Origin of the sequence: Paenibacillus wenxiniae, from assembly GCF_039822605.1 — a bacterium.
Classification (GTDB): Bacteria; Bacillota; Bacilli; order Paenibacillales; family Paenibacillaceae; genus Saccharibacillus; species Saccharibacillus wenxiniae.
Map to the genome: position 1 here is coordinate 101,473 of NZ_JBCGUH010000011.1, position 17,100 is coordinate 118,572.

Sequence of the window (17,100 nt, forward strand, 5' to 3'; positions counted from 1 at the left end):
CTTGCGATTCATTCGCAGTTAACGTTTCGTTTGTCATAGCGATGCCTCCAATTCGATTGCCAGTTGATCGATTTCCGCTTTGGTGCGTTTTTCAGTGACGGCGAACAGCATATGACCGGACAATTCGGGATACGACAGACCGAGATCATATCCGCCGATAATTCCTTTTTCCAGCAGCTTGCTGTTAACGGCGGATGCAGAAGCGCCTTCCGGTAAACGGATGACAAATTCATTAAAGAATGGAGCGGCAAATGCCAATGTGCAGCCTTTTACGGCTGCGATCGTTGTGGCAGCATAATGCGCTTTTTGCACATTCAATCCGGATACGTCGACCATACCTTGTTTACCCATCACAGACAGGTAGACCGAAGCACATAGCGCTAGTAGTGCCTGATTGGAACAAATGTTGGACGTTGCTTTATCACGGCGAATATGTTGTTCACGCGTTTGCAAAGTAAGAACGAATCCGCGCTTGCCATTACGGTCAGTCGTTTGACCTACGATCCGTCCTGGCATACGGCGCATCTGTGCTTGCGATACAGCGAAGAACCCACAAGTTGGACCACCGAGTGACATGGAAATACCGAGTGGCTGGGCATCGCCGACTACGATGTCAGCGCCAAGCTTTCCAGGTGCTTCCAGCAGACCGAGTGAGATCGGATTCGTACTCACGACGAGCAGAGCGCCATGCTCATGCGCCAGCTCAGCAGCAGCGCGAATGCCTTCAATACCGCCAAAGAAGTTAGGTGATTGTACAAGTACCGCTGCTGTATCGTTATCCAGCACATCAGCCAGTGCACTAATATCGGTTACGCCATCGCCATAAGCGACTTCAACCACTTCCAGATTTAGACCGCGTGCATAGCTTCGTACAACCGCACGGGATTCCGGATGAATCGTAGAGAAGGCGACAATTTTGTTGCGGCGCGTAGCTGATGCAGCAAGTGAAGCCGCTTCAGCCAGTGCTGTTGCGCCATCATACATGCTGGCATTGGCAACAGCCATACCTGTCAATTCACAAATGTACGATTGAAACTCGAAAATCGCTTGCAATTCACCCTGGCTAATTTCCGGTTGATACGGGGTGTAGGCTGTATAAAATTCAGAACGAGAGATGACATGATTAATAACAGAAGGAACATGATGATCGTAAATGCCTGCACCGAGAAAGCTAGTATAGCGATCGGTATCCGCATTGCGGCCAGCAAGTATGGAAAGGTGACGAGTCAAGGCGTATTCGTCCAGCATACCTGACATTGGCATCGTGCCCTCGTAACGAACCGAAGCCGGAATATCTTTAAACAATTCCTCTACAGAAGACGCGCCGATCACAGCCAGCATGTCGGCTTCATTTTGCGCGGTCATCGGAATATAGCGATGGGATTTCATAAGTTATGCTCCTTTCGGCAACGGATTGCCGTAATATAATCAAGCGAATCGTTCCTAGCCCTATGTTTGGACTGGCGATCAATCTATACAACAGTGAAGCTACATATAGGCATCAACAATAGATGGATCAGGTAAAAAGCTTACGATTTTACCGGCTGACGTTTGTAAAATGGAGCTTTCACGACTTCAGCCTTCAACTGCTTGCCACGAATTTCTATTTCAAGCGGTGTGCCAAGCTCTGCGCTGCTTGCTTCGATTAAAGCGAGACCGAGATTACGTTTTAATGTAGGCGACTGTGTGCCTGTCGTGACTTCACCGATCTGACGACCATCGCGGAACACCGGGTAGTGGGAGCGTGGAATACCGCGCTCTAGCAGCTCGACACCGACCAGTTTACGTGGAACGCCATGTTGCTTTTGCTCGGCAAGCGTTTCACGACCGATAAAATCGCCCTTGTCCAGCTTTACGAAAAAGCCAAGTCCTGCCTCCAGCGGTGTAATATCAGCGGATAGCTCTTGACCGTATAACGGTAGCTTCGCTTCAAAACGAAGCGTATCACGCGCACCGAGACCACAGGCGATCAGACCATCGCTTTCACCTGCTGCCAGCAGGCCACTCCAGATCGCTCCAGCTTGCTCGGCAGGGCAGTAAATTTCAAAACCATCTTCACCGGTGTAACCTGTACGAGAGATGATCACCTCAGCGCCGTATAGCTTCACATCTGTTACAAAGGTAAAACTCGCCAGCTCAGCCAGCGCTTCGGTGCCTGCCACTTTACTCATAATCGATGCAGCGAGCGGCCCTTGCAGTGCAATTAGCGCCGTTTCGTCCGAAATATTATTGAGCTGTACATCGTCCGGTAGATGCTGCTGGAGCCAATCGATGTCTTTATCGATATTGGATGCATTCAGTACAAGCATGTACAAATTTTCATGAATCCGGTAGACGAGCAAATCATCCACGACACCACCGTTTGGATAACACATCAATGTGTATTGTGCCTGTCCATCTTGCAGGCGAGTCACATCGTTCGTTAGCATCTTTTGCAAAAAGGCTTCGGTGCCTTTACCACTGAACATCACCTCACCCATATGCGATACATCGAATAGTCCAGCACGTTCGCGTACAGCTTCATGTTCTTTTTGAATACCGTAAAACTGTACAGGCAAATCCCAGCCTCCAAAATCGATACAGCGTGGGTTGCCGGTTTCAGCATATAGCGGGTAAAGCGGTGTTCTTTTCAGCTCGGTTGTCATTTGGCTCACCTCAAATTCATAATATGAACGGTTAAGCGATCGACAGACTGTGAAGAAGCTCAGTTCAGCCTAAGATCGTCATGAAGAGCAAAGCTTATTTATGTTGTGATAGCATCTTGTTAACGTTGGCTGTAAAAAGCATGCCTACCTAACAAAAAACAATCGTTCTGCAACAAAACACAAAAAACAGGAAGGACAGGGAAGAAACGGGTGCAAAACCCGCTCGTTCCATTGTCCTCCCTGTCCTTGATACCTGAGAGTTACCTTGCCGCCTGTCAGCTTGGTGCTGATGGAGCTGAAATGAATCGTTCAGCCGGTTCAAGCAAGTTTCCCCTTTGGTGATCCGCTGCGCGCCTTGCTATGCGCCGGATGCTCTCCAGAGCCGCGTCCAGTACAGGTCCCTTTTACCTGAGAGATTCACCGTTTCCGGCTTACTCCTTCGGCGCTGCCATCGAGTGGTCAGTCTCTCCCTGTACGTTCATCCGCTTCCATATGATGTTATGTATTTCCGAACATTCAATCACTAAACGATCCAAAATGTATGTTTATTATATTAATACTTGATTGAGTAAACGATGTCAAGCCTCTTGACAGCGCAAACTCGCTTACTATACTCTTGTGGCATTAGGATACCAACATGACAAGAATCGGAGGAGCATAAACGATGAGCGAGATTAAGGATCAATTGTTGTACAGCAAAGAGCATGAATGGGTGGAACGGGTTAGTGACGATACGGTACGTATCGGGATTACCGACTTTGCTCAGCATCAACTGGGAGATATCGTATTTGTAGAGCTGCCTGAAGATGGACGCACGGTAAGTGAAGACGAAGAAGTAGGTACGATCGAATCGGTTAAAACCGTTTCGCAACTATTTTGCCCGATTGCTGGAACCGTAAGCAAGCTCAATCCTGATCTCGAAACCGAACCAGAACTCGTAAACTCCGATCCATACGGCCGCGGCTGGATGATTGAGTTGAAAGTAGACGGCGACCTGGATACAGCTCTGTCTACATTGCTGGATGCAGCTGCATACGCGGAGCACGCACAGGATTAAGTCGTTCGCGCATACGTCAAATATATGCCGAAATGTCCTGAAAATGAACGAATGCATGCTTCAAATATACTAATGCTTTGAATACGTAAAAACGTAATATGAAGCTTTACACGTACAATACCCGGGCGCGACGGCGTTCGGGTATTTCTATAGGGATCGAATCGTTTATAACATACAGAAGTGAAGGATGAAGGTAGTAGTGAAGCAGAAGTAATAGTAATAAATAATAAAGCTGAGATACAAAAGTGTAAGGTTGACGGAATAGATCGGTTTCAAATTAAGTAGGTGTAGAAAAGCAATGAAAAGATAGCACTTACATAAAAGCAATCCAGAGCAGCCCAACGATACTTTATCCACTTTATTTAACTATAAAAGGAGTACGATCCACGATAAATCCAGCATAATTAACTACGAAAAAGTAATAGGAGTGAGAGCGATTAAGTGTCCAAACCATCAACTTATCGGATTGTACCATCACAGCACAAGTCGATATCAAACCAAGGCATATAGTATAAGATAGAAGGGAATACAGCATATATAAATGCAACAAACAACGTTTTATCGCGGTATCTCTACACTGGAACGACAAAACCATTTGCAAACATCATGCCTGTCCTCAGTATAGCATACGCCTTTGCCCTTATGCGCTACCCAATTACACTCCACTTATTAAAATTCTCAAAACGATATCCTTTTCCAGCAAGCACGATCACAACCGATGCGTAACTTAAACCGTATCCGTTTAAAGTTCTAGTAATGCCTCAAACAAGTACGCAGCTTCGCAGCCCATTGCATTCCCAATGAAAGGAGCCACACCTATGAATACCCGACGTATACTGATCACAGGCGCCAATTCCGGTATGGGACTCGCCTCTAGCATTGCACTCGCCAAGCAAGGACATGAGGTCATTATGGCATGCCGCAACGAAGAACGCGGACAGCAGGCATTACAGCAAGCACGCGAGCAAAGCGGTTCGGATCAATTGACACTGATGCAGTGCGATCTTGGTTCGCTGAAACATATTCATCAATTTGCCGAGCAATTTTATAAGCAATATGATCGTTTAGATGTGCTGCTTAACAACGCCGGTGTCGTTAATTTGAAGCGCAAAGAAACCGAAGATGGCTTCGAAATGTCGATTGGCGTCAATCATCTCGGTCACTTTTTGCTGACACGTCTGCTGCTGGATGCGCTGAAGCAGTCACCGTCCGGACGCATCGTAACGGTAGCTTCGGGCGCGTATAAGATTGGAAAAATGCACTGGGACGATCTCCAGCTACAGCATGGCTATAATGTTGTTAAAGCCTATGCCCAATCCAAGCTGGCCAATCTATATTTCAATCACATTCTAGCGGAACAACTGCAAGGCACGAATGTGACTGCTAACTGTCTGCATCCCGGTGCGGTAGCAACAAGTATCGGTGTCGATCGAGATACCGGTTTTGGTAAACGATTGCTCGCTGGGCTGGCGCATACGCCTTTTTTCCAAACGCCTGAGCAGGGTGCAGAAACCGCGGTATTTCTCGCTACTGATCCATCGGTGGAAGGGGAATCGGGACGTTATTATTATCGTAAAAAAGTGCAATCGGTAAAGTCACGTGCGATGAATCGTGAAGAAGCATTACGCTTATGGCAATGGAGCGAGCAACAGACCGGCATTGCCTCATCCCTTCATATATAAGCGAATTGAAGCGAAAGGGAGAGAACGATTCAGCAGCAACCGACATCTTGTGCATGATTGAAATAGGATTCTGGCAATGGCTGTGATAGACTGGAGAAAGCGGGCAACTACACGAATACGGCGTTGTACCGACCGGTTGATCGTTTGTGAGACCGCCTGTTTCTTTGGTTATGTCAACATGGGCAGGGTTGCTGCTCACACGAGATCGCCATAGATGGTAAACCGATTTACAAACAGAAAGGAACGGAAATAATGAACAATAATTATCCACCACATCCAAATGGTCAGGGTCAGCCACCGGAGCCACCATTTGGCCAACCTCAACCACCACAAGGTCGTCCGCCGCTCGTTGGGCTTGGAGGCTGGCTGGTCGTTTTCCAAATCTACATGTACTGGAGCCTGCTCATCGCTCTTGTTGCGATTCCGACTTACATATTTATGATGTTTCTTGTCGCCAATCCGGATGTATTCCCACCGGAGCTTAGCGGTGATATTGATCGCATATTGGCGCTATACAGTGGCAACATACGTGCACTTTCCGTGTATGAAATGATCGTCGCGGTCATTCAAATTGTGTTGCTTGTAATTATGCTTGTGCAACTGTACACACGTAAACGTGCATTTCCACGTACCGCACGCGCGTATTTATTGATCAATCTGGCGCTCACGGTCATTGCCTTTTTCATCGTTCCACCTACATCGGGCATGGTGACAGGCATGATTTTATCGGCCATTATGACATTGCTGTGGAATTTGTACTTTTCTCGTTCGGTACGCGTCAAAAATACATTTATCCGCTAAACGCAGCGCTGTTATGCAGTGAACGGCTACAGAAAGCGGATAGACAGCTTACCTTATAGCCATTACAATATATAAAAATATAAGGTAAGTGGAGGAACAGACGATGCCAGAAACCGATCAATACGAAATTCAAATCGCGCGTCAGCAGGATTTAGATGAGATTGTTACCATTTATAACTCATCCATTCCCGGTCGACTTGCCACTGCCGATACCGAGCCAGTCACGGTAGAAAGTCGTCAAGTCTGGTTTGATGAACATGATCCAGCTCGCCGCCCACTATGGGTGCTATGGCAGGATGAGCGCATAGCGGGCTGGGCAAGTCTGCAAACGTTCTACGGGCGTCCGGCTTATAACGGTACGGTAGAACTGAGCGTCTATGTTCATCCTGATTTTCAAGGTAAAGGCATCGGCAGTAAGCTGGTAAGCTATGCGATCCAGCAAGCACCTGCATTGAATATTCATACATTGCTTGGCTTTGTATTCGCCCACAATGACCCAAGCCGAACGCTGCTAAGTAAGTTCGGTTTTGAAGAATGGGGACATCTGCCACGCGTCGCTGTACTGGATGGAGTCGAGCGACATCTAGCCATTCTTGGTAAACGAATTGGTGAATAAGCGAACTCAAATTAGTTAGCTTGCCTGGCTAAGCTTACATTTCTGCATAAAAAAACCTGTCCTACACGAGATCAATGCCATACATACTGGCGATTGACCCACGTAGAGACAGGTTTTTTTAATATAAAAGCTTGGTGGGTGAGATCGTGCATTCTACTTCAACTACAGTGAGACGTGACTGAAAACTTGCTGAAGTACCTCGTTCACTGTCTGTTCGTTCTGCTACTTTTGTTTCTCAGGATATACTCCTATACGGTCTACAAACTACAACAGTTTTCTAAATGGAGCCGGACTTCGGCACTGTTCACGTGCTGTAGGTGTCCATACACTCCGTTGTAAAAGGTTGCGTACCGATGGTAGATCAGCTACAGCTAGTTCCCCTGTTCTATTTCTAAATAATTGACAGACAGCTACATCATTCTGGGTAGTGTATACATGGAGTGAACAAGTTTCTATTCTTTGAAGCTACAGCATATAGGTTCATAAGTAAGTATAGTTTGATAGTCCAAGTTCAAGTCCGAGCCTAAGCAGCAAGCGACGGGCAAGTGCCGTCAGCAGGACATTAGTTGCGGATACCTTCAATACGAGCAAGCGCTTTGTCTCCTTCATACTGCTGATCGCGCCGCATGTCTTTGAACAGGAGCGCCATATCTTCAAGCTGAAGGCATCCTGCGAGTAAAATGATAGGCGTAAATACAATCCTTTTCTAGTGTTAGTGAATTTCTAACACGGGGTTCAATGAAAAAGTGATTTTTGCAGAGCAAAATATCTTACTTCTTGGCAATCTTAATTACCTTTGTTTTCATCTGAACCGTCTCCTTCTTATGGCTTCGTATCTTTTATTGACCATGACATAATCACCCACCGGTTATGTCATTTTATGACTATACGTAGTGGGAAGAAAATGCGTTTCAACGGAATCATACGAAGGCGAGAAAGTTGCTGAAATGATGGGCAAGCAGTACTATAATAAAATGATAGTCAGACAGTGCTTACAGCGTGCGGATACGTAGGTATCGTGTCTAGGCTGTAGTGAAATGCTCTGTTTGTGACTGGTAAGGAAAGGGAGTTATGAGCAATGATTATTTTGAAAACACCCGCAGAGATTGAACGGATGAAGACAGCGAGCCAGATTGTAGCCGATTGTCATCGTCATCTGGCGCAGTTGATCGCTCCGGGTATAACGACGATAGAAATTAATGAATTTGTGAAAAAGCATATTACCCGTCTGGGCGGAAAGCAATTTACGAACGGCTATAATGGCTTTGAATATGAAACCTGTGCCTCGGTCAATGATGTGATTGCACATGGTTTTCCAAGCCGCCAACCGCTACAAGAAGGCGATGTACTGAAGATTGATATCGTGGCTGAATACGACGGTTGGCTGGGCGACTCGGCATGGTGTTACGCTGTAGGTCAGGTATCGCCAGAAGCAGAACAGCTGATGCGTGTTACGCGCGAATGTTTGTACAAAGGTATTGAACAGGCTGTCGCTGGCAATCGTCTGGGCGATGTGACTTCTGTCATTCAACAGCATGCTGAATCACATGGCTATGGCGTCGTTCGCGATCTGCTTGGTCACGGAATTGGGCGTGATTTGCATGAGCAACCAAGCTTTGCGCACATCGGTCTGTCTGGTAAAGGGCAACGTTTGAAAGAAGGCATGGTGTTCACGATTGAACCGATGATCAATGAAGGCACATATCGGATGACGATCGATGAGGATGGATGGACTGCACGTACAGCAGATGGTAAACTGTCTGCACAGTACGAGCATACAATTGCGATTACCGCTGATGGACCGATCATTTTAACCGAGCAATAATACACATCAAGAGCAGCCGACCTTTTACATTGCCGGCTGCTTTTGTGTTTTTCCCCCTTTATAAGTATCAATATTGTTTTATTTTATCTACTGTTGCGCTGAATTTGTGTTTCATGAAATAGGCTATTCAGACCGATAATAGTAGTACATAATCGCGTATTCAAACTAGAAATTTTGAGGTAATAGTCAATAAATTAGTAGTATTTTAGCTAAATATCGCATCATTTCCATTATTGCATTCACACGTAAATAACAGAGTTCTCTTGCATTATTTCCAAAATTTACTCTAACATACACAAAAATATATTACAAAACCTACAAAAATTCGACAAAATATCCGATATTTCTAATACAACACATGAAATGTAATGCAAGTACTGGTACACTATATAGCGGAATAATGATAATACACATTCGACGATAATACATGACAACCTATACTAGGTTAAATCGCAAGGCTATTCCTCAGCATTGCTTGCTAAATATACAGGAGCGGCAGACGGACAGCCTGAGCTAAAATGGTGGTGAAGAGAATGCTGGATAAAATGAATCATTCCCTGACGCGAACTCTTGATGCGGCGACTGATTATTTTTACGATATAGACGATCTGGGATTACACTATACATCGCAGCACAGCATATTTAAATTATGGACACCTGATGCGGTACGTGTTGATCTGATGCTGTACGATGATCCAGGGACGCACGACAAAGATGGACGAGTGAATGACCATACGAATGGTACAGCGATTCCGATGTATGCGGAAGAAGGCGGCGTATGGCAAGTACGTCAGGATGGCGACCTGGCTGGCAAGTATTATATGTACCGTGCCGAGTTTAGAGATGGAAGTGTGGAATATGGCGTTGATCCTTATGCCCATGCCGTATCAGCGAACGGGCAACGGACAGCGATTGTTGATCTTCGTACAACCGACCCAGAAGGCTGGGAAAATGATATTCGTCCACCGATGTCGAGTCTGACGGATGCGATCATTTATGAGTTACATGTGCGGGATTTCTCGATTGATCCAGAGACGGGCATTCAGCACAAAGGTAAATTTCTTGCTTTCACTGAAACCGGTTTGAAGGATGAATATGGCAATAGCATCGGGATCGATCATCTGCGTGAACTGGGCGTAACCCATGTGCATTTGCTGCCTATTGCAGACTTCCAGACGGTAAATGAGCTGGCTGTAGATGATCCGAACAGTGAACAAGACAAATTCAACTGGGGCTATGATCCGCAGCATTATAATGTGCCGGAAGGTTCGTATGCTACCGATCCGGCTGACCCGGGTTCTCGTATTCGCGAACTGAAAAAGCTTGTGCAAGCCCTACACGGTGAAGGCATGCGTGTAGTGATGGACGTTGTATACAATCATACATTTTCGGTCGAGGATGGTCCGTTTGATCGCCTGATTCCGGGGTATTTTTACCGTACAGATGAGCGTGGTCAGTTGACGAATGGCTCCGGCGTAGGAAATGAGATCGCGACCGAGCGTCCGATGGTACGCAAATATATTAAAGATTCTTTGCGCTACTGGGCGACAGAATATCATCTGGACGGTTTCCGATTTGACCTGATGGGTTTGATCGATACAGAGACGGTTACCCAATTGACGCAGGAGCTGCGCCGCGAAGTTGATCCTTATATTTTGATCTATGGCGAGCCGTGGACAGGTGGATGGTCACCCTTACCACAGCAAACACTGAAAGGTTCGCAGCGTGGTAAAGGGTTTTCGGTCTTTAACGATAACTTCCGTAGTGCAATTAAAGGCGGTAGTGACGATGATACCAAAGGCTTTGCTACAGGCGAGTTTGGCAAAGAAGGCGAACTGGTAAAAGGCATCTACGGATCGATCGGTGATTTTGCCGATAATCCGACGGAGAGTGTGAACTATGTGACCGCACATGATAATTTGAATTTGTGGGATAAAATTGTGCGGATGAGTGGAGCAGAGCAGAAATTATCTTTTTTGCATATGGACAATGGTAAACTGGCTGATGGTGGCGATCTGGAAGCGGCTGTGGCTAAAGCCGATCCGTATGGCACGATTGATGACAATAAGCTGATGGAGCATGAATGGGTACGTCGCTCTCTGCTTGCGAATGGCATCGTGCTAACGAGCCAGGGTATTCCATTTATCCATGCAGGAGATGAGCTGCTGCGCAGCAAAATGGGTGACCATAACAGCTATCGCAGTCCGGATGAAATTAATATGATCCGCTGGATTAACAAGCAGCGCTTCCGGGACGTGTTCGACTACTATAGAGGTCTGATTCATCTACGTCTGGCGCATCCGGCATTTCGTATGAGTGAACGCAAAGATGTGGAAAAGCAGCTAAAATTGCTGCGTAGTGATCATCAGGTCGTCGCGTTCCAGCTTGGCGAATATGCGAATGGAGACAAATGGCGTCATATTATCGTCATTTACAATGCAGCAACAACCGAGCAAAATGTCACATTGCCACAATTTAGCCGCCAATGGCAAATCGTCGTTAACGAACGTACAGCAGGTACGAAGCCACTCGCTTCTGTGCTTGGTGGCAAGGTAAAAGTAGCTCCACTGTCAATGATGGTATTGTTCGATGAAGAAGATCAATACAAGCCTGTGCCAGCAAGCTTGGAATGGGAGTATACGCCAAGTATCGTGGAACCCGGTGAAAAGTTGCATCTGCGTGTGACTCCTCGTGATCAGCGTGGACGCGTGTATACAGCAGATCGTGTCCGTTTCCAGTCCTCTAACGAGGAAGCGGTACAGGTTCGCGCAGATGGACGCATTACCGCGCTGCGTGAAGGCAATAGTACGATCTGTGTATCGTGTGGAAATGTAGAAAGCTGCTTACTGTTACACGTCGAGACACTTGTTCCGCATATGGTGAATTTACAAGGTGAACATCAGGTATATACAGGTAAACGGATGAAATTAAAAGCTGAAGTCATCGATCAGTATGGACGCCCCATTGCCCGTCCAAAACTAAGCTGGAGTTCTAGCGATAAAGGGGTAGCACGGGTTAATCGTGATGGTGTTGTACGTGGCATTCATCCGGGTAAGACCAAAATCACCGTCACATGCGGCAAGGCGACAGCACAATGGTTTATCGAGGTTATGCCTTATGTGCCACGCTGTATTGAAGTGGAGTATGAGCGTCCTAATCAAGATTATCGCGGTTGGAATTTGTGGGTATGGGGATCGGTGCTCGGTCACCGTCAGGTTGATTTTGAACGAGTGGAGAACGGTCGTGCTATCGCGCGCATTCAGATTGCGCCGGATGAGACAAATATCGGTTTTATTATCCGCCTAAAAGACTGGCAAGCCAAAGATATTGATACCGATCGGTATATTTTCGTCGATACGAAGCAAGATTCGATGAAAGTGCTGATCAAAAGTGGAGATCCAGAAATTGATATCGAACCAACCGGCTGAGTGTGCTCAGCCGGTTTTTGGCATCTTTATCCATACATTTCCATAAAAGATTGTGAAAAACACATTCACGGTGGAAATCCCCGTCTGTTCCTGATAAAATCATAAACAAATTACCGTTTGGCTTCACCGGAATATGATTTGATGAAGGAGGAACTCGTTAATGGCGATGTTTGAATCACAGGATGCGTTCATGGCGAGGGTACAATGAGCGATCATCGTAACCGGCTTGGAGTCATTGATATCGGCTCAAATTCGATCCGGCTCATTATTTATGAGGCAGGTAACGATCGAACATGTCGTATGGTGCATAAGGCGAAGGAAACCGTGCGCCTCGGTGTGAATAGAGATGAGCAGGGGAATATGAGCGAACAGGATATCCAGACCGTTATTGCTGTTTTGCAAAAATTCAAAAGTATCTGTACCACCAATCGAGTGGATCACATTCGTGCTGTCGCTACAGCAGCGGTACGTCAGTCTGCCAATACCGAGCAGATCACCGCGATCTGGCAACAAGAAACAGGGATCAGTGTGCAAATTCTGTCTGGTGAGGAAGAAGCTTATTATGGATTCCTCGGTGTAACCCGTTCCCTGCCTGCCCATGTGCAGGAAGGTTTTATCGTGGACATCGGCGGAGGTAGTACAGAAATATCTTATTTTAAAGGTGAACAACTGCTGCATAGCACGTCATTGCCATGCGGAGCAGTGAACATGACGATACAAAATGGCGGCCGTGACCGCTGGTCAGACACATCATGTCACCAGCTTGAACGTAAGCTACTGACAATGTTGGAACAATACCCGTGGACTGGCGAGCACAAAGGCTTACCATTGATCGGATTAGGCGGAGGCATCCGCGCGCTGGCTCGAATGGAACGCGAACGTCGTCACCAATCCAAGCCCGCAGGTGATCCGTATGCGATCGAACCGGATACGATTCGTTTCTACGCTGATGCACTGGCTAACCTGAGTGTCGAGGAACGAATCGACCAATTCGACCTTGCCGCCGACCGAGCAGACATCATCGTAGCAGGAACGATGATTCTGCGTACCGTATTTGACCACATGGACTGCAATTTATTACTGGCCAGCTGGCGCGGCTTAAGCGACGGACTCGCTCATCACACGATGAGCATGAACGCTCAGCCTGACGAACGCCCGGTTAATGGTCGTTGATGAGGTTGTGGACGGAATAGTAATTCATATGCTGGTTAGTTAGCCTTTAAATTGCTGATGCAACAGCGACACGCGTTTTACGTCCGCTGAACTGTTGTGCCGAGCTGTTCGTAAGATCGTTTGGTGTGGTTATAGTAAGTGGATACCATCATATCATGGTGTATAACGGAGAGCTTCGTAAGGTCTGTTAAGACTTTGCGAAGCTTTTTTATGATCACAAAAGAATGTTGTATGCTCCAATATTCTATACTCCAATCCTCTATACTCCAATCCTCTATACTCCAATCCTCTATACGATACATTCCGATAGATACATTTATTTATAAAACGATCGATTTATTAAATCCCCATATGACCGACTTTGCAAACGCTATCCTATTCCACACCGTTCATCTTCTCCTGACAAGCCGTTTAAACACCAAATAAATAAGGGTAATAAGGCAAAGGCAATATGCCTTTAATGACATGGTATTTCATGATGCAGCTGTATCGGATGCTGTATATAGCACGTCATACACTAACTATTGGGAACGGAGGACTCGGTCGTATGTATTCTATTTTTGGACTAAGTCATGAGTGGACGCTGCTCGTATGGGCGCTTGTGGCGATAGCGATATTGATTGTCATGATTGCACGGTACAAATGGAACCCATTTGTCGTACTGCTGTTAGCATCGTTGTTTTTGGGACTGATCATCGGTATGAAGCCACTGGATGTCGTCGATTCGGTGCAAAGTGGATTGGGCGGAACGCTAGGCTCGATCGCAATCGTGATCGGACTCGGTACAATGCTCGGTAAAATGATGGCAGAATCGGGCGGAGCAGAGCAAATTGCGACGACGCTGATTGATCGTTTTGGAGAGAAACGTGTACCGTGGGCAATGCTGGTAGTCGGCTTAATCGTCGGGATGCCGGTCTTTTTTGAGGTGGGCATTATTTTGCTGATTCCGATTTTGTTTACCGTGATTCGCAAGACGAATATTTCATTATTGAAAGTCGGGATACCGATGCTGGCAGGATTATCGACGGTTCACGGTCTGCTGCCACCGCATCCAGCGCCAATGATCGCGATTAATGCTTTTCAGGCTAACATCGGTACGACGATTATGTATGCACTCATTGTTGGTATTCCAACGGCGATTATTGCTGGCCCACTGTTTGGTACATATATCGGTAATCGGATCGTCGTTCAGCCAGCCGCCGGCTTGGCAGAGCAGTTTTCGTCCAAACGGCAGGATGATGCTGAGCGTAAATTGCCGAGCTTTGGGTTAACACTGCTCACGATTTTGATGCCGGTTATTTTGATGCTGTCCGGCTCGATCACGGAGATCGTAGCGCCGGATAGTGGGAGTGGAATCGCGGTCTTTTTCCGCTTTATCGGCAATGAAGTGGTAGCGATGTTTATCGCGACTGTATTTGCCTTTTTCTCACTTGGCTTTGCGCAAGGTTTTACGAAAGAGCAAATTTCCAAATTCGCCAGCGAATGCCTGGCGCCAACAGCCTCGATTATTTTGATTATTGGGGGCGGCGGCGCATTCAAACAGGTGTTGATCGATAGCGGTGTAGGTGAAGCGATTGCCCATGTTGCGACATCAGCACATGTGAATGTCATTGTATTTGCCTTTCTCGTAGCGGCGCTTATTCGTGTAGCGACCGGTTCCGCTACCGTCGCGATGACAACGGCTGCTGGTATTGTGGCACCTGTACTTGCACTGACACCGGGAGCAAACATAGAACTCGTTGTACTCGCAACCGGTGCCGGTTCGCTTATTCTGTCTCATGTGAACGATGCGGGCTTCTGGATGGTCAAAGAATTTTTCAATATGACTGTACCGCAGACGCTCAAATCATGGACGGTAATGGAGACGATTTTATCGCTGGTGGCATTTGTATTGATTTTGCTTTTAAATAGTATTGTATGAGCATAACGAACGAGCACCAGTAGAGGAGAGGCGGGATCGTAGCATGAGTACACAAAAATATATGATTGGTGTCGATATCGGCACCACGAGCACAAAAGCTGTTTTGTTTGAAGAAAGCGGCAAAATTGTAGCACAGGGCAGCGTAGAATATCCGCTGCACACCCCTGTACCTTCTGTAGCAGAGCAGGACCCGGAGCAACTATTTCGCGCCGTCATCAATTCCGTGCGTCAGGTAATGGATAAAAGCGAACGTAAATCAGATGATATCCTATTCGTCTCTTTCAGTTCAGCGATGCATAGCATGCTCGTTGTTGATGATCAGGGGAAACCGCTCACGCAGGCGATTACATGGGCAGACAATCGCAGTGCTGCGTACTGGCGTAAGCTGAAGGAAAGCGGCAAAGGCCAGGAAATCTATATGCGTACAGGTACGCCGATTCATCCGATGTCCCCGCTGACCAAGATCATGTGGATCACGGCTGAAAAGCAGGATATTGCTAAGGCGGCTCACAAATACATTTCGATTAAAGAATATATCTTTTTGAGACTGTTCGGTGAATATGTAGCCGATCATTCTATGGCATCCGCAACCGGACTGATGAATTTGGAAAAGCTCGATTGGGACGAGGAAGCATTACAAACGGCAGGCATTACGCGTGACCATCTGTCTAAGCTTGTGCCAACGACGCAGGTGATGAACGGTCTGCATGGCACGTATGCTTCGGAAATGGGGCTATCGCCATCGGTTCCATTTGTACTTGGTGCAAGCGATGGGGTATTATCCAATCTTGGCGTAGGCGCGATCGATCCAGGCGTTGTCGCTGTCACCATCGGTACAAGTGGCGCCATTCGTACGGTCACGGATAAGCCAGTGACTGATCCGAAAGGACGCTTTTTCTGTTATGCGCTGACAGAGGATCGCTGGGTTATTGGTGGGCCAGTCAATAATGGCGGTATCATTTTCCGCTGGATTCGTGATGAATTTGCGGCTTCTGAAGTAGAGACAGCGAAGCGGCTTGGACTGAGCGCTTATGAAGTACTGACACGAATTGCAGAAAAGGTCGATCCTGGCGCGGACGGTCTGCTTTTCCATCCATATCTGTCCGGTGAACGTGCACCGCTCTGGAATCCCGATGCACGTGGCTCTTTCTTTGGACTAGCCCTGCATCATAAAAAAGAGCATATGATTCGTGCAGCGCTGGAAGGTGTGCTGTTTAATCTGTATACCGTTATGCTGGCAATTGAAGAGCAAATCGGCGTGCCGAAAAAAATCCATGCGACAGGCGGCTTTGCTCGTTCCGAGCTATGGCGACAAATGATGGCAGATATTTTCGATCAGCCCGTTATTGTACCGGAAAGTATTGAAAGCTCCTGTCTGGGCGCAGCGGTGCTTGGTCTGTATGCGACCGGACGCATCCAATCGCTGGATGCGGTATCGGGCATGATTGGTACAACGTATGAACATCGACCATATAAAGAACATGCTTCGATTTATCGCGAGCTATTGCCGATTTATATTCGTATTTCGCGTAAATTTGCAGAGGATTATGAAGATATTAGTGAGTTCCAGCAACGGATGCTGGAGAAGCGAGGAGAACAGGAGCCGGAGAAGAGCGATCTGTAAGTTAAGTGTAAACAGTTGGTCTACACACTCTAGTAAGATGATTAGGAGATAAGTAGTACAGGCATACGTTATAATATCCACTGAAATCGGTGAATGATCGATGAATGATATGAATGCACATGAGCTGGATGATCGGTGAGCGAAGGGCAAGCTTAGATCATATTCATGTTCAAGGTACATTGTTCATTTTGATGCACAATAATACTATACACATCGTTAGAGGCTGGCAATCTACGGATTCATGAAACAGTAGATTGCCAGCTTCTATGTATGTAAAGGATTGTTCATTTGCTTTTGTATCATCATCGTTTCTCTTTACTATTTGCGC

The 17,100-nt window shown here is 46.7% G+C and carries 11 protein-coding genes and 1 riboswitch; of the genes, 9 read left to right on the forward strand and 2 right to left on the reverse strand.

Going from position 1 to position 17,100, the window contains the following annotated elements:
- Positions 1-33 precede the first annotated feature (33 nt).
- On the reverse strand, positions 34-1,389 hold the full coding sequence (gene gcvPA, locus AAHF22_RS17990) for an aminomethyl-transferring glycine dehydrogenase subunit GcvPA (RefSeq protein WP_347326404.1): 1,356 nt from the start codon (positions 1,387-1,389) through the stop codon (positions 34-36).
- 140 nt (positions 1,390-1,529) lie between these two features.
- Positions 1,530-2,645 carry a glycine cleavage system aminomethyltransferase GcvT gene (gene gcvT, locus AAHF22_RS17995; RefSeq protein ID WP_347326405.1) on the reverse strand — a complete coding sequence of 372 codons (1,116 nt, stop codon included), beginning with the start codon at positions 2,643-2,645 and terminating at the stop codon, positions 1,530-1,532.
- Positions 2,646-3,030: 385 nt separating this feature from the next.
- Positions 3,031-3,127, reverse strand: a riboswitch (glycine riboswitch).
- A 182-nt stretch (positions 3,128-3,309) separates the two neighbouring features.
- Between gcvT and gcvH the strand changes: the two genes are divergently transcribed.
- The 9 genes from gcvH (at position 3,310) to gntK (ending at position 16,772) form a co-directional block, all read left to right on the forward strand.
- The gene (gcvH, locus tag AAHF22_RS18000; protein ID WP_347326406.1) at positions 3,310-3,702 is read left to right on the forward strand and encodes a glycine cleavage system protein GcvH; all 393 of its coding nucleotides are present in this window, start codon (positions 3,310-3,312) and stop codon (positions 3,700-3,702) included.
- A gap of 818 nt (positions 3,703-4,520) precedes the next feature.
- Positions 4,521-5,384 carry an SDR family oxidoreductase gene (locus AAHF22_RS18005; protein ID WP_347326407.1) on the forward strand — a complete coding sequence of 288 codons (864 nt, stop codon included), beginning with the start codon at positions 4,521-4,523 and terminating at the stop codon, positions 5,382-5,384.
- 252 nt (positions 5,385-5,636) lie between these two features.
- Positions 5,637-6,185, forward strand: a complete 549-nt coding sequence (locus AAHF22_RS18010; RefSeq protein ID WP_347326408.1) for a DUF2569 family protein — start codon at positions 5,637-5,639, stop codon at positions 6,183-6,185.
- A 103-nt stretch (positions 6,186-6,288) separates the two neighbouring features.
- The gene (locus tag AAHF22_RS18015; RefSeq protein ID WP_347326409.1) at positions 6,289-6,801 is read left to right on the forward strand and encodes a GNAT family N-acetyltransferase; all 513 of its coding nucleotides are present in this window, start codon (positions 6,289-6,291) and stop codon (positions 6,799-6,801) included.
- 1,078 nt (positions 6,802-7,879) lie between these two features.
- Positions 7,880-8,626, forward strand: a complete 747-nt coding sequence (gene map, locus AAHF22_RS18020; protein ID WP_347326410.1) for a type I methionyl aminopeptidase — start codon at positions 7,880-7,882, stop codon at positions 8,624-8,626.
- A gap of 533 nt (positions 8,627-9,159) precedes the next feature.
- Complete coding sequence (pulA, locus tag AAHF22_RS18025; protein ID WP_347326411.1) at positions 9,160-12,054, forward strand: type I pullulanase; 2,895 nt, start codon at positions 9,160-9,162, stop codon at positions 12,052-12,054.
- A gap of 204 nt (positions 12,055-12,258) precedes the next feature.
- On the forward strand, positions 12,259-13,227 hold the full coding sequence (locus AAHF22_RS18030) for a Ppx/GppA phosphatase family protein (protein ID WP_347326412.1): 969 nt from the start codon (positions 12,259-12,261) through the stop codon (positions 13,225-13,227).
- Positions 13,228-13,774: 547 nt separating this feature from the next.
- The gene (locus AAHF22_RS18035; RefSeq protein ID WP_347326413.1) at positions 13,775-15,148 is read left to right on the forward strand and encodes a GntP family permease; all 1,374 of its coding nucleotides are present in this window, start codon (positions 13,775-13,777) and stop codon (positions 15,146-15,148) included.
- Between the two features lie 43 nt (positions 15,149-15,191).
- Positions 15,192-16,772, forward strand: coding sequence for a gluconokinase (gene gntK / locus AAHF22_RS18040; RefSeq protein ID WP_347326414.1), 1,581 nt, complete (start codon positions 15,192-15,194; stop codon positions 16,770-16,772).
- Positions 16,773-17,100 lie beyond the last annotated feature (328 nt).